The following is a 24510-nucleotide window of genomic DNA, read 5'->3' on the forward strand; positions in this document are numbered from 1 at the left end:
CGATGGCGACGGTGAGCGATAAAAACGGTAAAAAGCGCCCGGTGGGGCTGGCCGAGCGCATTTATCACGCGCTGAAAAACGACATTTTCGATTTTCGGCTGATGCCCGGGGCGCATTTCAGCGAAAACGAAATCTCTGAACGCATGGCGGCGAGTCGGACGCCGGTCCGCCAGGCGCTGTTCTGGCTTGAGCATGAAGGCTATGTGCAGGTCTATTCCCGCAGCGGCTGGCAGGTTAAACCGTTCGACTTTAGCTATTACGAAGCGCTGTACGACTTTCGCATCGTACTGGAAAGGGAAGCCGTGAAGCGCCTGTGCGCGATGCCGCCTGCGATCTGCGCCAGTCATCTGACGGAACTGGTCAGCTTCTGGATTGACGCGGATCGCATGGCGCCGGGTAAAGCCCTGTCGCGCCAGGATGAGGCCTTTCATACCACTCTGGTACGGGCCAGTGGTAACGCGGAGATGGCGCGGGTCCACGTGGAGCTAACCGAGAAAATGCGCATCATCCGCCACCTTGATTTCACCCGTAAGGACCGGGTCGAGGCGACCTATAACGAACACGCCCAGGTGTTAGAGGCGATCCTGAAACAGCAAACCGAGGAGGCGCAGCGCATTCTGACGGCACACATTTCACAGAGTAAAGCCGAGGTCAGACAAATCACCTTACACCGGCTTCAGCAGGCCAGTTTACAACCCGTTTCACCTTAGTTGTGGTTCCTGCTCCACCGTGCGGTGGGGAAAATAATGTTTCACTCTCATTTAGGGGTTTGGTCATGAAAAGACGTTCTTTACTGAAAGCATTTGCCCTGTCAGCCACCGTTGTGAGCATGGGCTTCTCGTTGCAGGTTTACGCCGCAGAGACCATTAAAGTGGGGATCATGCACTCCCTTTCCGGCACCATGGCGATCTCGGAATCCCCGCTGAAGGACATGGCGCTGATGACGATTGCCGAAATCAACGCCAAAGGCGGGGTGCTGGGCAAGCAGCTGGAACCGGTAGTGGTGGATCCGGCCTCTAACTGGCCGCTGTTCGCGGAAAAGGCCCGCCAGCTGCTGACGCAGGATAAAGCGGCGGTCGTGTTTGGCTGCTGGACGTCGGTCTCGCGTAAATCGGTGCTGCCGGTATTCGAGGAGCTGAACGGTCTGCTGTTCTACCCGGTTCAGTATGAAGGGGAAGAAATGTCGCCGAACGTGTTCTACACCGGCGCGGCGCCTAACCAGCAGGCGATCCCGGCGGTGGAGTACATGATGAGCGAAGACGGCGGCAGCGCAAAACGCTTCTTCCTGCTGGGCACCGACTACGTCTACCCGCGTACCACTAACAAAATCCTGCGCGCGTTCCTGCATGCGAAAGGCGTCCAGGATAAAGACATTGAAGAGGTCTACACCCCGTTTGGTTACAGCGATTACCAGACCATCGTCTCCAACATCAAAAAATTCTCTGCGGGCGGCAAAACGGCGGTGATCTCCACCATCAATGGCGACTCTAACGTTCCGTTCTATAAAGAGCTGGCAAACCAGGGCATCAAAGCGACGGATGTGCCGGTTATCGCGTTCTCGGTCGGTGAAGAGGAGCTGCGCGGGATCGACACCAAACCGCTGGTCGGCCATCTGGCGGCGTGGAACTACTTTGAGTCGGTCACCAATCCAGTGAACACCAAATTTGTTGCCGACTACCGCGCGTATGCCAAAGCCCACAAGCTGCCGAATGCAGACACGGTGGTCACCAACGACCCGATGGAGGCGACCTACGTCGGGATCCATATGTGGGCACAGGCCGTTGAAAAAGCGGGCACCACCGACGTGGATAAAGTGCGGGCGGCGATGGCCGGCCAGACCTTCGTTGCGCCGGCGGGCTATACGCTGACCATGGATGCCACCAACCATCACTTACACAAACCGGTGATGATTGGCGAAATCGAAGGCAACGGCCAGTTCAACGTGGTGTGGAATACCGACCAGCCGATCCGCGCCCAGCCGTGGAGTCCGTACATCGCGGGCAATGATAAAAAACCGGAGACCCCGGTGGTTACCGCCAGTAAATAAACCCGTAGGGTAGGCGACAGGGGCAGGGTTGCTGCCCCTGTCAGCGGGTGAATGTTCCCCCATCAAAAGACGCTGACACCATGAAAATATTCCCGGCTTTGGGCTTTCTTCTTTTCAGCTGGCTGCTGATGACCGCGTCGGCGCAGGCTGGACCCGCCGCTGACTACGGTAAGGCCAGCCGCACGCAGCAGGCGCAGCTGCTCCAGCAGTGGTCTGCCGCACCCCAGGCATCGCGTTTGCCGCTGTTGCAGGCGCTGAATAACGAAACGGTGGTTGTCGATTCGAACGGCCAGCTCTTCGTCGAGCAGGGCGATAAACCGGTGGCGCTGGAGGGCGATGTCACGCCCACGGGCGCGATGAAAAAAGTGTTTATGAATAACCGCATTCGTGGCCTGGTGGCCAGCGCGCTGGCGATGCATCAGCTGGTCAGCGACGACGACAGCGTGCGCCTGCGGGCGGCGCAGACCCTGCAAAATAGCGCCCAGGCCGACCAGCTGCCCTTCCTTAACGCCCGACTGGCGGCGGAGAAAAACGACGCGGTGCACAGCGCACTCGCCATTGTGGTGGCGAACTTACAGCTTTCCGACAGCCGGGCCGACCTGCGCCTGCAGGCGGTTAAGCTGCTGGGCGAAACCAGCGATCCGCAGGTACAGGGCAGCCTGATACGGCTGACGCAGCCGCAAAATGAGCCGGACGCCGCCGTGCGTGCCGCCGCCGCAGAGAGCCTTAAGCAGGTGCAGCAGCGCCTGAAGTGGGGCGACTGGCTGGGGCAGGCGTTCAGCGGCATCTCTTTGGGCTCGATTTTGCTGCTGGCGGCGCTGGGGCTGGCGATCACTTACGGCCTGCTGGGGGTGATCAATATGGCGCACGGCGAAATGCTGATGCTCGGCGCGTACTCCACCTGGCTGGTGCAGGATCTGTTTCAGCGCCTCGCCCCCGACTGGCTGATGTTCTACCCGCTGGTGGCGCTGCCGGTGGCATTTGCGATCACCGCCTGCGTCGGAATGATCCTTGAACGCACCGTTATTCGCCACCTGTACGGCAGGCCGCTGGAAACCCTGCTGGCGACCTGGGGGATCAGCCTGATGCTGATCCAGCTGGTGCGCGTGTTGTTCGGATCGCAAAACCTCGAGGTCGCCAACCCGGCATGGCTCTCCGGCGGCTGGGCGGTTCTGCCCAACCTGGTCCTGCCGTATAACCGCATCGCGGTGATCGTCTTTGTTATCGGGGTATTAACCCTGACCTGGCTGCTGCTGAATAAAACCCGTCTGGGGATGAACGTGCGGGCGGTGACGCAAAACCGCCGAATGGCCGACTGCTGTGGCGTGCCGACCGGACGTATTGACATGCTGGCGTTCGGGTTAGGGTCCGGTATCGCCGGACTCGGCGGCGTGGCGTTGTCGCAGCTGGGTAACGTCGGCCCGGAGCTGGGGCAGGGCTACATTATCGACTCGTTCCTCGTGGTGGTGACCGGCGGCGTCGGACAGCTGGCCGGAACGGTGGTGGCGGCGCTGGGGTTGGGTCTGCTCAATAAAGTGCTGGAGCCGCAAATCGGTGCGGTGCTGGGCAAGATCGCCATTCTGATCTTGATTGTGCTGTTTATTCAAAAGCGGCCGCAAGGCTTGTTTGCATTCAAAGGGCGGGTAATTGACTGATGAGCCAACCTATCACCTTGACGATGGCCCGACGCGCGCCGCGCCTGACCGGCACGCTGGCCTCGCTCATTCTGGCAGCGCTGCTGGTGCTGCCTTTTCTCGCGCTGCTACCGGCCGATAACCCGCTGGCCATCTCCACCTATACGCTAACGCTGGTCGGTAAAATTCTGTGCTATGCCGTGGTTGCGGTGGCGTTGGATCTGGTGTGGGGCTACGCCGGGCTGCTGTCGCTGGGGCACGGACTGTTCTTCGCCCTCGGCGGGTATGCGATGGGGATGTATCTGATGCGCCAGGCCTCCGGCGAGGGGCTGCCCGCGTTTATGTCTTTCCTCTCGTGGACCGAGCTGCCCTGGTTCTGGACGGGAACCCAGCATTTTGCCTGGGCGCTGTGCCTGATCGTGCTGGTGCCGGGCCTGCTGGCGCTGGTGTTTGGCTACTTTGCCTTCCGCTCGCGCATCAAAGATGTTTACTTCTCGATCATGACCCAGGCGCTGACCTACGCCGGGATGCTGCTGTTTTTCCGTAACGAAACGGGCTTTGGCGGCAACAACGGATTTACCGGGTTTACCACTCTGCTGGGCTTTCCGGTGTCGGCAACCGGCACCCGCATCGCGCTGTTTATCGCCACCGTGCTGCTGCTGGCGGGCTCGCTGGCGATTGGCGTGCTGCTCACCCGCAGCAAGTATGGCCGGGTGCTGACCGCCGTGCGCGATGCGGAAAACCGGCTGATGTTCTGCGGCTACGACCCGAAAGGCTTCAAGCTATTTGTCTGGACGCTCTCTGCGGTGCTGTGTGGCCTGGCAGGCGCCCTGTATGTGCCGCAGGTGGGGATTATTAACCCCGGCGAAATGTCGCCCACCAACTCGATTGAGGCGGCGATCTGGGTGGCACTGGGGGGACGCGGGTCGCTGATTGGCCCAATCCTTGGGGCCGGGATCGTTAACGGGGCCAAGAGCTGGTTCACTGTCGCCTTCCCGGATTACTGGCTGTTTTTCCTTGGACTGATGTTTATTCTCGTCACGCTTTTTCTCCCGCGCGGCGTGATTGGCCTGCTCAAACGGAGGAAGCATGACTGATTCACTGTTTACCCAGCCGCAGCTGCAGGACCGTTACCGGGATACCACCGATCCGGTGCTGCAGCTTGAAAATATCAACGTGACCTTCGACGCTTTCCGCGCCCTGACCAATCTCTCATTATCCATCGGCGTGGGGGAGCTGCGCTGCATCATCGGGCCAAACGGCGCGGGGAAAACCACGCTGATGGACGTGATTACCGGTAAAACCCGGCCGGACAGCGGGAAGGTGACCTACGACCAGGATATCGACCTGATGGGGATGTCCCCGGTCGAGATCGCCCGGGCGGGGATTGGACGCAAATTCCAGAAGCCGACGGTATTTGAAGCCCTGAGCGTGATGGAAAATCTGGAAATCGCGCTTAAAACCGATAAGTCGGTCTGGGCCAGCCTGCGGGCAAAACTGAACGGCGAGCAGCGAGACCGCATCGATGAGGTGCTGCAACTCTTAAGACTGGGGGAGCATCGCCATCGCCCGTCGGGCCTGCTCTCGCACGGGCAAAAACAGTTCCTCGAAATTGGCATGCTGCTGGTGCAGGAGCCGCATTTACTGCTGCTGGATGAGCCCGCTGCCGGGCTGACCGATGCGGAAACGGACTACATTGCGCAGCTGTTTCGTACCCTGGCAGGGAAACACTCTCTGATGGTGGTGGAGCATGACATGGGGTTTGTGGAAACCATTGCTGACCATGTCACCGTCCTGCATCAGGGGCAGGTTTTAGCCGAGGGCTCGCTGTGCGACGTGCAGGCCAATGAGCAGGTTATCGACGTTTATCTGGGGCGCTGACATGTTACAGGTTAAAGAGTTAAATCAGTATTACGGCGGGAGCCATATCCTGCGCGGCTTATCCTTCGACGTTCCATCAGGCGAAATCACCTGCCTGCTGGGGCGCAACGGGGTGGGGAAAACGACGTTGTTAAAATGCCTGATGGGGGTGATCCCGGCGAAATCGGGCACCGTTCACTGGCAGGGAAAACAGATTAACACCCGCAGCCCGCACCAGCGGGTGCAGCAGGGGATCGCCTATGTCCCGCAGGGCAGAGAGATTTTTCCTCGCCTCACCGTGGAAGAGAACCTGCTGATGGGGTTGTCGCGTTTTTCCGGCCGCCAGGCGAAAAGCGTACCGGAAGAGATTTATGACCTGTTTCCGGTGTTACGCGAAATGAAGCAGCGGCGGGGAGGGGATCTGTCCGGCGGGCAACAACAGCAGCTGGCGATTGGGCGGGCGCTGGCCTGTAAGCCGCAACTGCTGATTCTGGATGAACCCACCGAAGGGATTCAGCCGTCGGTCATCAAGGAGATTGGGGCCGTTATCCGCGGGTTGGCGAATCGTGGTGATATGGCGATTTTGCTGGTGGAGCAGTTCTATGATTTTGCCGCCGAGCTTGCCGATCAGTATCTGGTGATGTCCCGGGGGACAATCGTGCAGCGTGGTCGCGGCGATGAAATGGAGGCCCAGGGCGTCCGGCATCTGGTGGCGATTTAAAGCATGGTCATGCCCTGACCCCAGGCGATAAAGCATTTTTAGGAATCGATTTCTGGCACAACGGGCCTCACAAAGGGGAGAAACGGATGAGTAAAGAGAAACAAATCGTATCCATGGGCTATTCAGATGTTCCTGCCGGACATCTGGCGACGGTAGTGACCTGTCTGGAAATGGTTGAGAAGCCTGACACCGGCAAGAACACCTTTTCTGAGGGTATTGCGCTGCATGCGTTTGATGGTACGGCTCTGGAGGATTATCGGGAATTATACCGTCGGGTGGGTGAAGAGTGGCTGTGGTTTTCACGTATCATCATGGACGACGCCAGGCTTTCGGCTATTTTGCGTGACAACGCGGTAGAGGTGTATGTCCTGCGTAAGGACGATAAAGAGATTGGTTTACTCGAGCTTGATTTCCGGGAGTCCGGCGAGTGCGAGCTGGCTTTTTTCGGCCTGACATCCAATGCCACGGGCATGGGGCTGGGAGGGCAGTTGATGGATAAGGCAATCGAACTGGCATGGTCAAAACCCATTAAGCGCTTCTGGGTTCATACCTGCACTTTCGATCATCCTGCTGCGCTGAAATTCTATATCCGCTCAGGGTTTAAACCCTACGCATTACAGGTTGAGGTTTCGCCAGATCCTCGCTTGTCGGGCCATCTGCCGAAAACGTCCGCGCCACATATACCGCTAATTACGGCTGAATAAGGTCGACGGGGTAGCGCTTAATACCTGCGTGCTGAGCGGCCGGAGTACGGACTTTTTCACAATCACCTCAGCGGTTAGTCGCGTATTCGTACCGGGGCTGGTCCATCAGTGCTAGGGAGACAAATGTCTTAAGGAGTTCCCTGGCATCAGCTGCGTCAGTCAGCGCACTGTGCATAGCGGCAGGATCCCGCCCTTCGCTAAGGAGAGTTTCAGTCCGCAGTTGAATCAGTGACGCTGCAATGCCCGGTGTAAATTCTGGATGAAACTGGGTCGAGACGGCTTTTGCACCGTAGCGGATGATCTGATTTTTATCGTGGGGAGATGAAGCCAGCGATTGCGCACCTGCAGGCAGCTGCGTGACGGTTTGCATATGCGTAAGATGGGCCATAAAGCCTTGCGAAAGCCCGCCGGTAAGCGGATCGTCTGCACCTGCTTTTGTCAGGTTTATTTCCAGACACCCCATTTCGCGACCCTGAGGATGGTAATCCACCACGCCACCCAGCGCATATGCCATGAGCTGATGACCGTAGCAGACGCCAAACAGCGGCATGTCAACCGCGACGGCACGACGTATCCATCGCGCCGTCTCCTCGCTCCACGCCAGCTTATCCGTCACCATGTGCCAGGATCCGGTGATAACCGCGACCCGACCGGGATCGGGTTCCGGAAGAGGTTCACCCTTGAATACTTTCACGACCTGAATTGCATCAGAAGTGAGTGCCATCGCCCTGCTGAACCATACCGGCAGATCGCCGTGCTCTGTCTTTAGCGTGTCAGGCGCGGTACCCACCTGAATGAGAAGAACCGGGGGCAGGGGATTGTTCATTGCGGAATCCGCCGGATTGAGTTCACCGTTCATCAATACCTCGAGCCGGGTGTTATTGGCGTAAGAAAAGGATTACCGCCAATATACGCGCCCTGAACAATATTATCCCTTCTGTAGCGAAGTAAATTGTTAGCCCGCGGTAACAGCAGAAGATGCATTCAGGCTCTTCAGGCGTGTTCGGCTATCTGTTTTAAGCAAGGTCGCCTTTTTGGTATGGCACACCATACCGCCATCGTGTCTCGAAGTGTTGCTGATACAGTTTAATCACGCGGGGTACATGCCTGAGAACCAGAATATTTTCGCTGTTAACCTTCTCAGCGGTGGGGGGAGTTGAATGAACCTGTTTCCAGGATCCGGCCATCAACAATCATCACCTTGTCATGCTGAATGTGGTAATGGCTATCCACGCGAATGGCGATGCCGTGGCGTATTGCTTCAGGGACTGCGGCAAGGGCGAGTTTGTTGGCCTTGTTCGCGCGGTGATCGATAACGACGGACACGTTCACTCCACGCTCAGCTGCTTTATCTAACGCATCAACAATATCCGGCGCTTTGAACTCATAGGCCATCATTTCAATCGATTTATGCGCGCCGTTAATCAGGCGCAACACCATGGTCTGGGCAGAATGGCCGTCTTTACCGGATGAGAAAACCTTCGTGAAAGCCTGATAAAAGTGCAGTGAAAGACAGGCTACTCTCACTCAACTGTCTTGATATTGCTTTAAATCAAGCGGCATCCTCGAGGCGGCACGATGAAAAGCAGTCAATACCGGTGAATTGTCCCCACAACATCCATGCTCAGGATGGATGTAGTGGCTGCGGTCGAAAGGGGGGTTATTTAACCGAGCGTATCGGCATGATAAGGCAGGCAGAGGCGATCACCATGATGATGGCGAAGGTGAACACCATGCTGTACGACGAGGTCAGACTTAAAATCAATGCGCCCAGCGGGGTGACAATCATCTGCGGACATTTATTCGCGATACTGAAAACGCCCATATCCTTGCCTGCATTAGCACCTTTATTCGGCAGAACCTGTGTCATCAGCGCCATATCAATTGACATATAGCAGCCGTAACCCAGCCCCAGCACCCCTGCCATTATCAGCATTGAGGTTTCCGTTGGCATCAACAGCGGGAACATATACGCAAGAGCAATCACCAGCGAAGAGACAATAACAAAGGGTTTTCGCACCTGGAATTTATCGGATAAATAGCCACAGACCACCGCTGAAATCAGCAGTGCTGCCAGCTGTATACTGGCCATTGTGCCGATAATTACGTTCGAGTCGGCGTTAGAGAGGTGGATATAGTCGCGCAGGATGTATAACTGATAATTGACGATCATCTGATAGCCAAGAAACATCACGAAGCGTGCGGCAAATGTCCAGCCAAAGTCGGGATATTTGCGTGGGTTAATCCATAGCTGCGTCACCAGTTGCTTAAAGCTTAACGGGTTATAGGGTAAGTCTTTACTGCTCTCCTCGCGATTAATAATACAGGAGACTAATGACACCACAAAAATACCGATGGCGAAGATATAAAAGCCCATTGCCAGATCCCGGTTAGCAATCCAGCCGCCAAAAATGATCCCCAGGGTGCCGCCGCCCGTCTGTGCAGCGCCAATAAAGCCGGAGGCGATACCGCGACGTTTAGGTTCTACCCGGTCGGGCATCATCGCTGACATCGGCCCCTGGGCGGCATTTAACGCAACCGCAGCGATCACCCAAAACAGCGTCAAACCGAGGATGGTGGTCTGGTGAGCCACCATCGCCAGAGCCATACCGCCGATAAAGGTCCCGCCAACCAGCCAGGGGGTACGACGGCCAAAGCGTGAGCGCGTACGATCGGAAAGTGCGCCCGCCAGGGGTTGATCGAAGAAGGTAAAAACAGACATTAAGGTGAAGATGAGCGCCAGCGCAGCGACCTTACTCCCACCAGACGCATCCGTAATCTGTTGGACCTGATTAGGAATAAAGACGGAAATCACCGCATTATACAGCGCCAGTAAAAACAAAAAGTTGGTTGATAGCGAAAATATAAAGACGTTAAAGCCTCTTGATTTTTTATCCTCACTGGCAGGGATAACCTCTGTCGGCAAGGTCGAGGTAATTTTAGATGTCATAATACGCTCCCGAATCGTTGAACAATCGGATTATTAAAATAATGAGAAAAAGAAAAATTAAAGTACGCCGCTCGCTTTGAGACGTTGGCTTATTTGTTGTTTCATTTCGCCAGTTAGCGGGCTGGCAGGCCATAAAGAATGGCCATGTTATTTATTGGCACAGGTTGTGAGGCTCAAACCGGCCCGGGGCGAACGGACATGCGGCCCCTGAGGCGAATTCCATCCCTCGCTGGCGAGTTCTGCAATCTTCGACTCATCGATACGAATCCCCAGTCCTGGAGCGTTCCCCAGCAGGATGCCGCCATTCACAATCTGCTGGTCGACAACCAACCCCTCCGGGAACCCCAGATCCTGAACTTCACAACTGAAATGGTTAGGGATAGCGGCAGCGGCATGGGCGACGGGATTGGCGTTGTAGCCAACAGGACTTATCGGTACACCATGAGCATGGGCAAGGTTAGCGACACGCAGGAAGTGGCTGATCCCCCAGCACATCCCCGTCTGGGCGACATCCAGGGCCTGTTTCTGGAAGAGCGGCATAAATTGCTCTAAACCGGTCAGGTTTTCGCCTGTCGCCACAGCGCAATTGACCGCACTGCGGATCAGCGCGTGGCCCTCGGCATCCCATCGACGCACCGGCTCTTCAATCCAGGTCAGGTCGAGATGCCGTTCCAGCTCTTTCACATAACGCACGGCCTGTTTGGCATTCATCGACTCATTCACATCAATCATTACCGCAGGCGATGTGCTGTTACGCTGGTACACCTCTTTGATTTTCTGCAGACGCCGCAAATCGTCTTCGGTATCCAGCCCACCTTTAAGCTTGAAGGCGCTAAAACCCCGTTCCGCATAGCGCTGATGAAGGGCGACCAATGCTGGGTCATCGAGCGGGTAATCCAGCCCCGAGGCATATCCGCTGACGAAAGGATCCCGGGCACCGAGCATTTTCCACAGGGGTTGTTCAGCCATTTTTGCCTTCAGATCCCAGAGCGCCATGTCGACGACACCAATAGCCCCGAAGACGCTTCCGGCATGCCCGGATTTAAATACCCATGCCTGCATGCGGTCGTACAGGGCAGTGACGGCACAGGGATCCTCCCCCTCAATCGCGGGAAAGATGCGCTGGATATCGGCATGTCCGCCCACCCCGATCCCGCTCACGCCTTCGTCTGTCTCCAGAATCAACACGGGGACTTCGGTAATTCCAGACGTCACCTTACCGTTAACATCCCCGATAGGGCGTTGCCAGCGATGGATCGTCCTGAGGCTACGCCATCCAGTAATTTTCATGCTTTTCTCCTTTGATGGGGTATTTCAGGTGCTTTGATTGCTAAAAATCAACCATTTAAAACTTATTTTAGCCTTGAGGGCATCTCTGGATAGGATGAATTCTGAATGACTATAGCCGCAGTTGTTAAATAAATGTGATAGGTAAGATTCCCAGTGATATGGATGAAATTTTCAAATCAATAAAATTGTGAGCGGCTTAAAAAAAAGGCCAGAAAACAGGTGGCTAGCGGGCGTCCCTGCCTGCTCATGCCGATACTCAGTAAAACGGCTCCGACGCGGAGGTGCGAATGGAAAAGCCCAGAGGAATGGCATCATTCTGTTCAACATCCCTTGCGCTTACCACGCTGTCACCCGTACCGACGTGGCGCACCCTTAACATCTGTGCTTTTTCCGGTTGCTCTGCTAATTCGTATGCCTGCGCCAAATCGCGTCGCCAGTTAACATTCCATGGGCATGTCTGGTGTCCTTTTTCCATGTGCTCAATGCCCTCAGCCAGGTGCCCTTTACGCACGCAAATCAGGCCCACCATGAAATGCGCGGTAGCGTGTTCGGGCACGTGGTGCAGCAGGCGCCTGAAGAGCATCTCGGCGTCATCAAGCTTCCCCTGACGATAGCATGCGATACCCTCGGTCTGCATTCCTGGTACGGGCAAGCTCACCATCTCAACAGGCTTATGCACGATCTTCGCGTTAGTACCCGCGATCAGGGGCGCAAGAAAGTCCGCGTAACGCCGCCAGCGTTCGCGCGCAGTCTGATAGATAGGCTGACGCACCTGCCACACGCTGGCTGTCTTGACCGGCCTGTCCAGTTCAGAGGTGTCGAGCACCTGCGGCTCCCATTGCACGCCCAGATAATCCAGCATGCGACGCGCCTCGCGCTCCGGGTCAGAGACCACGTCCTCATAGCGCACGTCGAGAATCTCACCGGGGAACAGCTGGTTCCAGTGGTGCATCATCAGGTTGTGGTCGGCCAGTTGTTCACCAATCCACTGCAGGTCATAGGCGAAGCCCATCCCCCCGTGCTTAGCCGCGTAGTCGGTGAAGTAATTGGAGATAGCGATATCGCGTGGGTCACGTCGCACTGAGATTATCCGCGCGTTCGGGAACAGCAGTTTGATAAGACCAATGTTCTCGAAATTGTGCGGCAGCTTATCCACCACATGCCGGACCTCAGACGCGTTTTCTGGCAAGGTTTCCCGCAGTTCCTTGAGCAGGCTGGCGGTGATACCCGCCACGACATCGGCCGACAGATCGTCCACGCAGTCCGGATAATGACGTCCAGACCCCGTATTACGTTCCCAGCTTTCCAGCCTGGCGATCGTAGTGGGGATCACCCCAAGTTCGCCCGCGCCGTGGATGTGGCTGTGTCCCGCCAGGATCTGTTCGATAAGCGTGGTACCGGAACGCGGCATACCCAGTACGAACACGGGCAGCGTTGAATCGTTGCCGATGCCGCGTCGGTTTTCAAATAGCGAACGGCTGAAAGCATGACGGATACGCGCGCTGCCCTGGCGGTGCGCAACCGGATCGTAGCGCAGCAGTGCGCGGCTGGCCGCATTGGCTTCGTTTGCCAGGGTGAAGGCTTTGGTGTAGTCCTTGCGCTTTTCCCAGGCGGCAGCAAGTTGCAGCAGCAGTCCTGGCTGCACCGGGCCGGAGAGACCCGGCCGTCGTGCCAGGGTTTCCAGGCGAATCAACGTCTCTTCGTCTTGCGGAAAACGTCGGGCGTTGATCAGTGCCGCATGACCGCGTGCCGGGTCGATGGCTAATACCTGCTCGAACAAGGCGACGGCCTCGTCGATGCGCCCCAACTGCATATACAACTGCCCCAGCCCCTGCAGGGCGGGTACCTGCTGCGGATGAGCCTGCAGTACCTCAACATATCGCGCCTCAGCCACGATGTAGTGCTGCTCCCGCGCATCCACCCCGGCGAGTGCCACTTGCGCCTGCGCCAGCCAATGGCCGATCTGCGCGGCGTCCATCTCGGGTGATGGCGTCAGCGCTCCGGCCTCCTCGATAGCCTGTTCGGCCACCTGACGCGCCAGCGCCGGATGGCCTTGGGTAGCGACGCTGGCCAGCTTCAGGCGCAAAGGCAGCGTCATTTTTTGCTGTTGTCCGGCCAGATGGAGGGCACGGTGCAACAACGTCATAGCCTGAGGCAGGCGCCCCTGCAATTCCGCCAGCTCAGCATGCTGTTGGTACAGGGCCGGATGTTCCGGGTAATGCTGCAGACCACGGCGCAACGCATCTTCAGCCTGGGCATGGTGCCCACGCTCGGCCAGACGCTGAGCATAACCGGTCAGCAGACCGCAGTAATCGTCCTCAGCCAGTTCAGCATGGCGTGAGTCCAGCCAGACATCAGCGCGAGCGAAATCGTCACCGGCCAGCCACAGCTCCAGGCGCAGGCCGCGCAGCTGCTGGTCGTACAGAGCCACCTGCAGTGCGGGCCAGTGCTCCCGCTCGCCTGCCCAGAAAACATCGGCGGCAGCCAGCGTCTCCCCGGCCTGCGGCAGGTCCGCACGTTGCAGGTAGAGACGCAGCAGTGGCTGATAAACGGCGATACGGGGTTGCAGGCGCAGACTGGATTCATACAGGGGGAGAGCCTCCTCCCCCCGTTGATGCTGCACATAACAGGCAGCCAGACGCGCCAGCAGAAGCGCGTGTTCCGATGCCTCTGGGCGCGTGGCTTCCAGCAGCGCCTGCGCTGCGTCAAATTCCCCAAGCTGCAGGTGTACGGCGGCCAGGTCGACGCGGGCGTCGACCTCCAGTGCCGCCGGGGCCAGCGCCATCAGCGCCTCACCGGCCGCCTCTGGCTGGCCCAGATGGGCCAGCGCCAGGGCCAGCAGCACCTGTTCTGCCGGTGAATGCGCCGGCAGGCTCAGGCATGCCTGATGCAGTGCCTCGAACTGCTGCATCTCGACCAGACGGCGCAGCAACGTCAGTGAACCTGTCATGGTATCGCCAGCCCTTGCGAGGTGAGTACGCCAACAGGCATCGCCTGCAGATACGCCTGAGTAAACGAATTGTCCCCATTCGGGTTGGCGGCCCAGGTGCCGTTCCAGAGATCCGCGTTATTGGCATAATTGCGAGAGAACTGGCCGTTTGCGGCAATTCCGGCGACGTTATAAGAAGAAAACGTAGAAGAAGCGAACCTCGCTATCCAGTTAACGGAATTCCCACCCTGATGCATCCCCGTCACTGGTTCGCCGAATCTTGCCTGAACATCGCTGCCCGTGCCCACCAGCACAATTTTGTCGTCCGTGCCCAGATTCTGCGCACCCGACCACATCTCGTTGCCGTCCAGCCCAGCCAGAGGGCCGTAATTGCTGGTGACCCTGATATAGATGGTGTACGCGGTATTGGCATCAAAGACGCGCCCGTTGTGATCGGAGCTTTGGCCCGTCGTCAGGTCGAACACCACGATGGACGGATCCCCGATCCCGGCGGAAACGGTCGTGAAGTTCAGCGCCGTCGACGTGCTGATCCCGGCATAGTCATTGCCCGCCGTGTCGTGCAGCGCGCTGCTGTCGATTTGGACGTGGTAGTTTGCGCCTGCCGCCAGGTCAGTTGTCGGGTTAACCGTCACCGTGTTGCCGCTGATGCTGACCTGCGAACTGTCGGTGATGTCGATGACCTTGTTCAGACTGCTGTTGCTCTCGTTGACGAGAGTGATATGGCCGCTGCCGGCCAGCACATCCTCGCTGAAGGTCAGGGTCAGGTTAGCGCCCGTGACTACGCTGCCGCCGTTGTCCTGCGGCGTGCTGCTGGTAAGCACAGGCGCGGTGTTGTCTACCGTCAGGCTGGTGCTGTCCGCTGCAGTCGCTGTGCCGTGGTTCGCCGTGGTGACCGTGACGGCGACGTTGCGACTGTCTACGTTGTTAATGGCACCGGCGGTGAGGGTATATTGCGCCGTATATTTCCCATCGCCCGCGATGGCATCCCCGTGGGTGCCGTCGTCCCAGGCCGTTGCTGGCGTGCTGGCACCAAACTGACTGAAATCCATGGTGACACTGGACACGGCATTGGTATTGGCATCGCCGCTGGCCGAGTTGTCCCACACGGCGGTAACGGTGTCGCCGACCTTGTAGGTCATGCCGTCTGCGCCACCTGGCGTGGAGGTGATGGCGATGTGGGCATCGGTCACTGTCGGTGCCACAGGCGCATTCAGGCCGATCTGGTAGATATCACCGACTGCGTAGCCGCTTTTGCCGCCATCGCTTGTGTCGGCATCAAACAGGACAGAATAGGTGATGTCATAGCCGCCCGCGCCATCGGAGACGATCCGCGGGTTATACAACTGCCCGCCCTGGGGTACCGTGATACCGCTGTCGGTTACGTCACTGGTCAGCTCGCCGGTGGTTTTGGAGATGGTGGTCTGGCTCAAGCCGCCGTTACCGTCAGGGAACACAAACACCAGATCCGTGCCGTTGTCATAGGCCGTGGCCGATCCCGCCAGGTAGCCGTTGATATACCACGCCAACCCGGAATGGGTCTCTTTGTCCATCGCGCCAACGTCCACGGCGTGATAGCTCTGGGTCCCCATACCATAAACGGTGTTGCTCTGTACGTTAGTGGTGATCAGCGTACCGTTGTTGTTATAGAGCGTGACCTCCCAGGTCGCGGAGCGGTATTCCTGGCTGAAGACGGCAAAACCGCCGTCGAAAGCAATGACGTTGGTCGGAGAACCCTGCTCGTCATTCCAGTTAACGCGCTGCCAGGTGGTGCCGCTGTCGAAATTGACCAGCGAGCCAGTGTCGTCGAGCTTGAAGATGAAGGCCCCGATAGGCGTGCTGGTCGCCGACTGACCCGGCGTGCCGATCCAGTCGTACACTTCGGACGCCAGGACATAGCTGCCATCGCTCAGGGCCGTCAGCACCCCTGGCGTCAGTTGGAATTTCATCAACTGGACTGCTGGGCTTGCGACGCCGCCGAAGTTTTGACTCGCGCTGTTGCCGCCGATCAGGGTCTGCGTGCCCTGGGTGAAGTTGGATCCGCTGCCGTTGTAGTGGAAGACAGAGACGGCTTCCTGCTGATCGGTCCCGGGGCCCATCGTCTGGTAAGCGATCGCGAAATCACCGCCATTCGCGCTGCTCTGCGCCGCAATGGTGACGCCAGCGCCAGGTGATGCCAGCGTGTCGCTGGATTGCAGGTTGCCGTTGTTGTCGTAGATAGCGTAGTGGACGCTAAAGTCAGCCCAATTAATGGCATCTACCTGCGACCAGGCCACGACGAAGCCGCCGTTGGCCAGCGCCTTGATCTGCGTATCCTGCATGGTGTAGCCCGCGGGAACGCTGATATCAATGGTCTTGACGACGTTGTTGTTGGCGTCCAGCACCCTGACGACGCCGTCGTACAGCGCGCCGGTCGGATCGCCGGTGAGATTGTCGCCGCCGGTCTGGCGCATGTACTCCATGACCGTGTAACCGTTACTCAGCTTCTCCAGGCCAACGTTGACCGTCATCTGGGTGGCGATGTTGGTGGTACTGCCCGAGACCATCGCGCTGCCATCAAGGTTGTTACCGGCCGCCACCTCGACGGTGACGGTCTGGCTGCTGTGGTTGCCCGCCGCATCGGTGGCGGTCACGATGACGTTATAGCTGCCGGCGACGGCGGCGCTGTTCAGTGTGACGACGCCGGTGGTGGCGTTGATATCGAACAAGCCGAGGCTGTCCTGATCCAGGCTGTAGGTGATGGCGTGGGCATCGCTGGCGTTGGCATCGTACACCTGGGTGCCCGCCGCTGCGCCGCTGGTGAGGGTGGAACCGGTAGCGGTCGCGCCACCAGAAATCACGGGCGCGGTGTTGTCCACGGCCACGCTGCTGCCGGAGATAGCAGAGACATTGCCGGACGCATCCACGGCGTAAGCGTGGTAAGTGCCGTCGGCCAGGCCGGTCAGCGCCAGCGCGGTGCCGGCGTTAGCCGTAACGGCGACGCTGTTCACCAGGTTGTCGGCAGCGTTGATGAGGCTGTTCAGATCCGTCACCGTCACGCTGTCGCTGACCAGGTATACCGTGCCAGCTTCGGAGCTCTGCACGGTGACCGTCTCACCGCTGTGCTCCACGCCATCCAGGTCGCTGATGAGCGTGACGCCAGGCGGCGTGGTGTCGACGACGTTGTAAGTGACGGTCTGCGTAGTCTGATTGCCGGCGGCATCGGTGGCGGTGACAATAAATTGTGCACCGCTGGCCTTGGCCGGGCTGGAAAGCAGCGTCACGACGCCGGTGCTGGCGTTGATGCGGAAGTGCACGGTGTCGTTCAGGCTGTAGGTGATGCCGTGCGCGTCGCTGGCGGCAGCGGTATACACGATGTCGCCGGCGGCGGTGCTGTCCGTAATGTCGGCGGCGGTGGACGCGCTGGTGAAGACCGGGACGGTGTTGTCCACCATTACGCTGCTGCCGGAAATAACGGACAGATTGCCTGCCGCATCAACGGCCCAGGCATGGTAAGTGCCTTCAGCGAGGTTGGCAGCGGAGATCGTGGCGCGGGTATTTGCCGTAACGATAGTGCTGGCCCACTGGTCGCTGGCGGCGCCGGTAATGTCGCTGAGCTGACTGACCACGACATTGTCGTTGACGAGGTAGACGGTGCCGCTTTCGCTGCTTTGCACGGTGGCCTGGCCGTCATGGTTCAGCACGACGAGGTTTTCGTAGGTGCTGCCGTCGGCGTTAAATTTCTGCACAAAGAGGTGGAAGTTAGGCATACCGTTGACAGGGTTCCACGCGTACCAGGTCACCATGTATTCGCCGTCTGCGCCGGCGGCGGTGACTTGCGGGTACTGGTCAATCGCGCCACCGGCAGCTTCCAGTCGCACGATATCGCCTACCGCGACACCGCTGGCATTGAACTTCTGCACATAGACGTCCTGGCCCGAGTTGTCATACCCCATCCAGGTGACGACATAGCCGCCATCGCCCAGCGCCGTGATGCGCGGGAGTTGGTCGTAGCTGAAGCTCGAGTTGTTGTGCGGTGCGTCCAGTTGCACGGTAGCGCCCACTTTGCTGCCGCCCGCAGTGAACTGCTGCACATAGACGGAGGTTTCGTAGAAGCCGTTAGCATTGCCGTATTCCATCCAGGTGATGGCGTAGCCACCGTCTGCCAACGCTGCGACATACGGATTGGTATAGTTGCCACCCATATTGCTGGTGCTCAAGTTGTCCAGGACGACGATGCTGCCGACCCTGGCGCCGGTGGCATCGAACTGCTGCACATAGGTGCTGCTGTCGTTGTTCGAACTGCTGTAGTCGAAGCCCGACCAGGTGACGACATAGCCGCCGTTAGCCAGCGCCGTGATCTGCGGCTGGGTTTCGTAGCTGTTACTGCTTCCCGTCGTGGCGTCGAGCACCACAGGGGTCGCGCCGGTACCGTTGGCATCGAACTGCTGCACGTAGATGTGGTAGTCGCCGGCGGTATTGCCCTGCCAGGTCACCACGTAGCCGCCATTGTCCAGCACGGTCACCTGCGGGCTGGCATTGGGATAAGAGTCGGATACAGCCAGCGGCACGGTGTTGCCAACGGCGACACCGGTGTCGTCAAAGCGCTGCACGTAGACGCCGCCGCCGTTGCTGGTGTACCAGGTCACAATATAGCCGCCATCGGCCAGCGTCGCGATCTGCGGGGCGATGCCCTGCGCAGAAGCATCCCCATCAAGTTGCGCGGCTGCGGATAGTGGGCTGCCGTCAGCGTTGAACAGCTGCGCATAGATGCTGCTGTCCTGGCCGATCCATGCCACGGCGTAAGCCCCGGCATCATTAATGGCCGTCACGCTGACGATACTGTCCGACGAGTTATAGAACGTGTTGGTCGCACCCGAGGCGAGCTGTACCGGTTCACCCAGCGCCACACCCTGAGCGCTGAGGCGCTGGGCATAGATCCCGTAGCTGCCATTGTTGTTGCCTGCCCATGTCACCAGGAAACTGCCGTCACCCAGCGCGGTGGTGTCAAAACCGTTGGGGTAGGTGTAGTTGGTCGCCGGGCTTAACATCACTGGCCCGGACGTGCTGCCGTCGAGCGTGACAGTAGGGGCGATTTCGTCCACATCGGTGACATTGACGGTGACGCTCTGCGTGGTTGTGTGACCTGCTGCGTCAGTGGCAACGACGTTGAAGGTGTATTGCGGCGCGTGGGCGTCTTCATAGTCGGGGCTGGTATTAAAGGTGACCGCACCCGTTGTAGCGTCGATAGTGAAATACTGGGCGTCTGCGCGACCAAACTCGTCAGCCAGGCTGTAGGTGACGTGCTCGCCACCGTCGGCGGCGTCATTATCAAAGGCCTGCGCGGTATAGAGGACGGTGCTGGCATCGGTATTTTCAACAACGCTCACCGTGGCGCTGGCATAGCTGTCGCTGCTGTTGCCGGTGGTGAAGCTCGGGGCCTGCTCATCAACGTTGTTGATACCCAGCGTGACCGTCTGGTCGCTGTGGTTGCCAGCCGCATCGGTGGCGACAACGGTGAAGCTGTAGCTGGTTTTGCTCTCAAAGTCCGGGTTGCCGGTCAGGGTGACTGCCCCGGTGATCGGATCAATAGTCAGATCCGCGTCGCTGCCCGCTTTGAGTGAGAAGGTGACGCCATGGCTGATATCGCCGGTGTCGGTCGCCGTGGCGGTGTAGACAACCTGACCTGCACCGCTGTTCTCGTTAATTGCCGTGGCCGTCGCACCGCTGGTGATGGTCGGGGCAACCTCATCAAGGTTGTTGATCCCGAGCGTCACCGTCCGGTCGCTGTGGTTGCCGGCGGCATCGGTAGCCACAACGGTAAAGCTGTAGCTGGCTTTGCTTTCGAAATCCGGGTTGCCGGTCAGGGTGACTGCCCCGGTGATCGGGTTGATCGTCAGATCCGCGTCGCTGCCCGCTTTCAGCGAGAAGGTGACGCCTGAGCTGATATCAGCGGTGTCGTTCGCGGTGGCGGTGTAGATCACCTGACCCGCACCGCTGTTTTCGTTAATCGCCGTGGCCGTGGCACCGCTGGTGATGGTCGGGGCAACCTCATCAAGGTTATTGATCCCCAGCGTCACCGTCCGGTCGCTGTGGTTGCCGGCGGCATCGGTAGCCACAACGGTGAAGCTGTAGCTGGCTTTGCTCTCAAAGTCCGGGTTGCCGGTCAGGGTGACCGCGCCGGTGATCGGGTCGATCGTCAGGCCCGCGTCGCTGCCCGCTTTCAGCGAGAAGGTGACGCCATGGCTGATGTCGCCGCTGTCGGTCGCCGTGGCGGTGTAGATCACCTGGCCTGCACCGCTGTTTTCGTTGATCGCCGTGGCGGTTGTGCCGCTGGTGATGGTCGGGGCAACCTCATCAAGGTTGTTGATCCCCAGCGTCACCGTCCGGTCGCTGTGGTTGCCGGCGGCATCGGTAGCCACAACGGTAAAGCTGTAGCTGGCTTTGCTTTCGAAATCCGGGTTGCCGGTCAGGGTGACCGCGCCGGTGATCGGGTCGATCGTCAGGCCCGCGTCGCTGCCCGCTTTCAGCGAGAAGGTGACGCCATGGCTGATGTCGCCGCTGTCGGTCGCCGTGGCGGTGTAGATCACCTGACCCGCGCCGCTGTTTTCGTTAATCGCCGTGGCCGTGGCACCGCTGGTGATGGTCGGGGCAACCTCATCGAGGTTATTAATACCCAGAGTGACCGCCTGACTGCTGGCGTTACCGGCCGCATCGGTGGCGACAACGGTGAAGCTGTAGCTGGCTTTGCTCTCAAAGTTCGGGTTGCCGGTCAGGGTGACCGCCCCGGTGGTCGGGTTGATCGTCAGACCCGCGTCGCTGCCCGCTTTCAGCGAGAAGGTGACGCCTGCGCTGATATCAGCGATGTCGGTCGCGGTGGCGGTGTAGATCACCTGACCCGCGCCGCTGTTTTCGTTAATCGCCGTGGCCGTCGCACCGCTGGTGATCGTCGGGGCGACCTCATCGAGGTTGTTGATCCCCAGGGTGACCGCCTGACTGCTGGCGTTACCCGCCGCATCGGTGGCCACAACGGTAAAGCTGTACCCGGCCTTGCTCTCGTAATTCGGGTTGCCGGTCAGGGTGACCGCCCCGGTGGTCGGGTTGATCGTCAGACCCGCGTCGCTGCCCGCTTTCAGGGAGAAGGTGACGCCATTGCTGATATCAGCGCTGTCAGTCGCGGTGGCGGTGTAGATCACCTGACCCGCGCCGCTGTTTTCGTTGATCGCCGTGGCCGTGGCACCGCTGGTGATGGTCGGGGCAACCTCATCGAGGTTGTTAATACCCAGGGTGACCGCCTGACTGCTGGCGTTACCGGCCGCATCGGTGGCGACAACGGTGAAGCTATAGCCGGCTTTGCTTTCAAAGTCCGGATTGCCGGTCAGGGTGACCGCGCCGGTGGTCGGGTTGATCGTCAGACCCGCGTCGCTGCCCGCTTTCAGCGAGAAGGTGACGCCCCCGCTGATATCGCCGGTGTCGGTCGCCGTGGCGGTGTAAATCACCTGACCCGCGCCGCTGTTTTCGTCGATCGCCGTGGCCGTCGCACCGCTGGTGATGGTTGGGGCAACCTCATCGAGGTTGTTAATACCCAGGGTGACCGCCTGACTGCTGGCGTTACCGGCCGCATCGGTGGCGACAACGGTAAAGCTGTACCCGGCTTTGCTCTCAAAATCCGGGTTGCCGGTCAGGGTGACCGCGCCGGTGGTCGGGTTGATCGTCAGACCCGCGTCGCTGCCCGCTTTCAGCGAGTAGGTGATGCCTGCGCTGATATCGGCGCTGTCGGTCGCGGTGGCGGTGTAGATCACCTGACCCGCGCCGCTGTTTTCGTTAATCGCCGTGGCCGTCGCACCGCTGGTGATCGTCGGGGCGACCTCATCGAGGTTGTTGATCCCCAGAGTGACCGCCTGACTGCTGGCGTTACCCGCCGCATCGGTAGCCACAACAGTGAAGCTGTACCCGGCTTTGCTCTCGAAATCCGGGTTACCGGTCAGGGTGACCGCCCCGGTGGTCGGGTTGATCGTCAGGCCCGCGTCGCTGCCCGCTTTCAGCGAGAAGGTGACGCCCCCGCTGATATCATTGGTGTCGGTCGCCGTGGCGGTGTAAATCACCTGACCCGCACCGCTGTTTTCGTTAATCGCCGTGGCCGTGGCACCGCTGGTGATGGTCGGGGCGACCTCATCGAGGTTGTTGATCCCCAGGGTGACCGCCTGGCTGCTGGCATTGCCCGCCGCATCGGTGGCCACAACGGTAAAGCTGTAGCTGGCTTTGGTCTCAAAATCCGGGTTGCCGGTCAGCGTGACCGCCCCGGTGACAGGGTCGATAGTCAGGCCCGCGTCGCTGCCCGCTTTCAGGGAGAAGATGACGCCTGCGCTGATATCATTGGTGTCGGTCGCCGTGGCAGTGTAAATCACCTGACCCGCACCGCTGTTTTCGTCAATCGCCGTGGCCGTGGTGCCGCTGGTGATCGTCGGGGCGGCATCATCGAGGTTGTTGATCCCCAGGGTGACCGCCTGGCTGCTGGCGTTGCCAGCCGCATCGGTGGCGACAACGGTAAAGCTGTAGCTGGCTTTGGTTTCAAAATCCGGGTTGCCGGTCAGCGTGACCGCCCCGGTGACAGGGTCGATAGTCAGCCCCGCGTCGCTGCCCGCTTTCAGGGAGAAGGTAACGCCCCCGCTGATATCAGCTGTGTCTGTCGCGGTGGCGGTGTAAATCACCTGACCCGCACCGCTGTTTTCGTCGATCGCCGTGGCCGTGGTTCCGCTGGTGATCGTCGGGGCAACCTCATCGAGGTTGTTAATACCCAGGGTGACCGTCTGGCTGCTGGCATTGCCGGCGGCATCGGTAGCGACAACGGTGAAGTTGTAGCTGGCTTTGCTTTCAAAATCCGGGTTGCTGGTCAGCGTGACCGCACCGGTGGAGGCATTGATGCTGAACAGCGCGCTATCACCGGTGCTGCTCAGGCTGTAGCTAAATTGGCTGGGGTCGGTGGCGACAGCAGTCCAGACCACCTGGCCTGCGCCGATGTTTTCATCCACGCTGGCGGTCGTGGCGCTGGTGAAGACAGGCGCATGGGTGTCAATAATGAGGCTGAGGCCGCCGGACGTGTCAGTGGCGGCCGCTGCGCCTTTAATCAGCAACGACTGCACCCCATCGGACAGACTGCTACTGCTGCCGAGTGTGGTTCCGGCAGTGATGGTGTCAAGGATGGTCTGGGTGGACGCACCGGCGTTGGCTTCCGCCCCGGAGAATGCCGCCAGCAGGAGGCCATATTTTTCACCGGCACTCAAGCCATCGGTCGCGTCATAACTGCCGCCGTTGGTTGCCACGACCGTCGTGTTCAGAATGTCATCCACACCAAACAGGCTGCTGATGGCGGCGGACGTGTCGGCCACCTGCGCTGCGCTCAGGGTAGCTGGACTGTCAGTTGTGCCGCCGAGGGCTTGCTGGGCCTTGGTATAGGCGAGGGTGGTCAACACGTTAATATTGAGAACGAGGGTACTGTTGTCTCCGGAGATAACACCCATGCTCCAGAGCTGAGCTGAGAGGTCTTTGCCCGCGCCAGTCGCTTCGTCCAGGTAGTCCGCCGCACTGCCGCTGTTGACGAGCTTAACAATGACCACGCCGCTGTAACTGCCCGCAGACACGGTTACCGAGCCATTCGGCCCCAGCGTCCCCGTGCCAATCAGCGTTTTGCCATCGGCCTGATAAATCTCCACGTTTAAATCGTTACCGCTGAGCGCCGGGCCGCCGACAAAATTAAGCTCGACGTTGTTCTGTACCGTGGCTTCTCCTCCACCGTTGTCGTGCTTGTCGCCATTGCCACCGCCACCACCGCCACTCGCTACGGCAACCCCGACCACGCCCCCCAGTCCCACTACTCCGGCGAGGTAGCCCGTGTAAGAATGCGATTGAGGCAGGTAGGTTACCGGATGGCCAGACACGACCGAGCCATTCTGCAGGCCGGATAAGATACTCTCCAGCCCCGGATGGCCTGAGGTCATGCTGGCCAGCGCGTCCGGCGAACCGTGCGCATAGAAAACATGGCTGCCGTCGGCCAACGCCGCCCCTTCGGTGCTGGCGGGCGTCATCAGTTGGGTAGAGGTGCCATCAGCAGGCAGGGTTACGCTGGTATCGCTTTGCGTAAACCAGTCCTGCAGGGTCAGCGTGGTGCCGTCGGCATAATCCAGGTGCAGATCTTGCCCGTGACGCGAAGCCACGACGTCATCGGCCAGATTTTCCTGGTCTTTTTCGCCCTTGCGCTTGAGCACCCGGTAAGTTTCACCCGGTGCAGCCTTGTGAATGTTGGTCTGCCCGGCCTGCAGGGAGATACGAGTTTTACCGGTACTGAGCGTATATTGGCTTGGCTTCATCTGGGCCTCGG

General features: G+C 59.3%; 13 protein-coding genes. 7 read left to right on the forward strand and 6 right to left on the reverse strand.

Annotation, left to right across the window (positions count from 1 at the left end; translation table 11 throughout):
- Positions 1 to 2: 2 nt before the first annotated feature.
- The 7 genes from M8014_RS16325 to M8014_RS16355 all read left to right on the forward strand — a co-directional run bounded on the left by M8014_RS16325 (position 3) and on the right by M8014_RS16355 (position 6966).
- Entirely contained in the window at positions 3 to 710 is a 708-nt protein-coding gene (locus tag M8014_RS16325; protein WP_271283445.1) for a GntR family transcriptional regulator, read from the forward strand.
- 65 nt (positions 711 to 775) lie between these two features.
- Positions 776 to 2047 (forward strand): urea ABC transporter substrate-binding protein, encoded by a 1272-nt coding sequence (urtA, locus tag M8014_RS16330; RefSeq protein ID WP_271283446.1) that lies wholly within the window; start codon positions 776 to 778, stop codon positions 2045 to 2047.
- An 80-nt stretch (positions 2048 to 2127) separates the two neighbouring features.
- Positions 2128 to 3702: an urea ABC transporter permease subunit UrtB gene (gene urtB / locus M8014_RS16335; RefSeq protein WP_271283447.1), complete on the forward strand. Its 1575-nt coding sequence runs from the start codon at positions 2128 to 2130 to the stop codon at positions 3700 to 3702.
- Positions 3702 to 4778, forward strand: coding sequence for an urea ABC transporter permease subunit UrtC (gene urtC, locus M8014_RS16340; RefSeq protein ID WP_271283448.1), 1077 nt, complete (start codon positions 3702 to 3704; stop codon positions 4776 to 4778). The genes urtB and urtC overlap by 1 nt, the downstream gene beginning before the upstream one ends.
- Positions 4771 to 5562, forward strand: coding sequence for an urea ABC transporter ATP-binding protein UrtD (gene urtD, locus M8014_RS16345; RefSeq protein WP_271283449.1), 792 nt, complete (start codon positions 4771 to 4773; stop codon positions 5560 to 5562). Before urtC ends, urtD begins: the two co-directional genes overlap by 8 nt.
- 1 nt (position 5563) lies before the next feature.
- The gene (gene urtE, locus M8014_RS16350) at positions 5564 to 6262 is read left to right on the forward strand and encodes an urea ABC transporter ATP-binding subunit UrtE (RefSeq protein ID WP_271283450.1); all 699 of its coding nucleotides are present in this window, start codon (positions 5564 to 5566) and stop codon (positions 6260 to 6262) included.
- A gap of 86 nt (positions 6263 to 6348) precedes the next feature.
- Positions 6349 to 6966 (forward strand): GNAT family N-acetyltransferase, encoded by a 618-nt coding sequence (locus M8014_RS16355; RefSeq protein WP_271283451.1) that lies wholly within the window; start codon positions 6349 to 6351, stop codon positions 6964 to 6966.
- 67 nt (positions 6967 to 7033) lie between these two features.
- Here M8014_RS16355 and M8014_RS16360 read toward each other — a convergent pair whose 3' ends face one another.
- From M8014_RS16360 to M8014_RS16385, 6 genes are all read right to left on the reverse strand, one after another.
- The gene (locus M8014_RS16360) at positions 7034 to 7825 is read right to left on the reverse strand and encodes a glutamine amidotransferase (RefSeq protein WP_271283452.1); all 792 of its coding nucleotides are present in this window, start codon (positions 7823 to 7825) and stop codon (positions 7034 to 7036) included.
- A gap of 281 nt (positions 7826 to 8106) precedes the next feature.
- Positions 8107 to 8493: a phospholipase D-like domain-containing protein gene (locus tag M8014_RS16365; RefSeq protein ID WP_271283453.1), complete on the reverse strand. Its 387-nt coding sequence runs from the start codon at positions 8491 to 8493 to the stop codon at positions 8107 to 8109.
- A 133-nt stretch (positions 8494 to 8626) separates the two neighbouring features.
- Positions 8627 to 9916 carry an MFS transporter gene (locus M8014_RS16370; RefSeq protein ID WP_271283454.1) on the reverse strand — a complete coding sequence of 430 codons (1290 nt, stop codon included), beginning with the start codon at positions 9914 to 9916 and terminating at the stop codon, positions 8627 to 8629.
- A gap of 147 nt (positions 9917 to 10063) precedes the next feature.
- Complete coding sequence (locus M8014_RS16375) at positions 10064 to 11206, reverse strand: mandelate racemase/muconate lactonizing enzyme family protein (RefSeq protein ID WP_271283455.1); 1143 nt, start codon at positions 11204 to 11206, stop codon at positions 10064 to 10066.
- A gap of 256 nt (positions 11207 to 11462) precedes the next feature.
- Complete coding sequence (locus M8014_RS16380; protein WP_271283456.1) at positions 11463 to 14156, reverse strand: tetratricopeptide repeat-containing sulfotransferase family protein; 2694 nt, start codon at positions 14154 to 14156, stop codon at positions 11463 to 11465.
- Positions 14153 to 24499: a beta strand repeat-containing protein gene (locus M8014_RS16385; RefSeq protein WP_271283457.1), complete on the reverse strand. Its 10347-nt coding sequence runs from the start codon at positions 24497 to 24499 to the stop codon at positions 14153 to 14155. The genes M8014_RS16380 and M8014_RS16385 overlap by 4 nt, the downstream gene beginning before the upstream one ends.
- Positions 24500 to 24510 lie beyond the last annotated feature (11 nt).

The organism is Silvania hatchlandensis (genome assembly GCF_025564065.1).
GTDB lineage: Bacteria > Pseudomonadota > Gammaproteobacteria > Enterobacterales > Enterobacteriaceae > Enterobacter > Enterobacter hatchlandensis.

Bases quoted from the DNA above. Each gene is read 5' to 3' on its own strand.
- M8014_RS16325 (WP_271283445.1), top strand. From the start codon at position 3: ATGGCGACGGTGAGCGATAAAAACGGTAAAAAGCGCCCGGTGGGGCTG.
- urtA (WP_271283446.1), top strand. From the start codon at position 776: ATGAAAAGACGTTCTTTACTGAAAGCATTTGCCCTGTCAGCCACCGTT.
- urtB (WP_271283447.1), top strand. From the start codon at position 2,128: ATGAAAATATTCCCGGCTTTGGGCTTTCTTCTTTTCAGCTGGCTGCTG.
- urtC (WP_271283448.1), top strand. From the start codon at position 3,702: ATGAGCCAACCTATCACCTTGACGATGGCCCGACGCGCGCCGCGCCTG.
- urtD (WP_271283449.1), top strand. From the start codon at position 4,771: ATGACTGATTCACTGTTTACCCAGCCGCAGCTGCAGGACCGTTACCGG.
- urtE (WP_271283450.1), top strand. From the start codon at position 5,564: ATGTTACAGGTTAAAGAGTTAAATCAGTATTACGGCGGGAGCCATATC.
- M8014_RS16355 (WP_271283451.1), top strand. From the start codon at position 6,349: ATGAGTAAAGAGAAACAAATCGTATCCATGGGCTATTCAGATGTTCCT.
- M8014_RS16360 (WP_271283452.1), bottom strand. From the start codon at position 7,825: ATGAACGGTGAACTCAATCCGGCGGATTCCGCAATGAACAATCCCCTG.
- M8014_RS16370 (WP_271283454.1), bottom strand. From the start codon at position 9,916: ATGACATCTAAAATTACCTCGACCTTGCCGACAGAGGTTATCCCTGCC.
- M8014_RS16375 (WP_271283455.1), bottom strand. From the start codon at position 11,206: ATGAAAATTACTGGATGGCGTAGCCTCAGGACGATCCATCGCTGGCAA.
- M8014_RS16380 (WP_271283456.1), bottom strand. From the start codon at position 14,156: ATGACAGGTTCACTGACGTTGCTGCGCCGTCTGGTCGAGATGCAGCAG.
- M8014_RS16385 (WP_271283457.1), bottom strand. From the start codon at position 24,499: ATGAAGCCAAGCCAATATACGCTCAGTACCGGTAAAACTCGTATCTCC.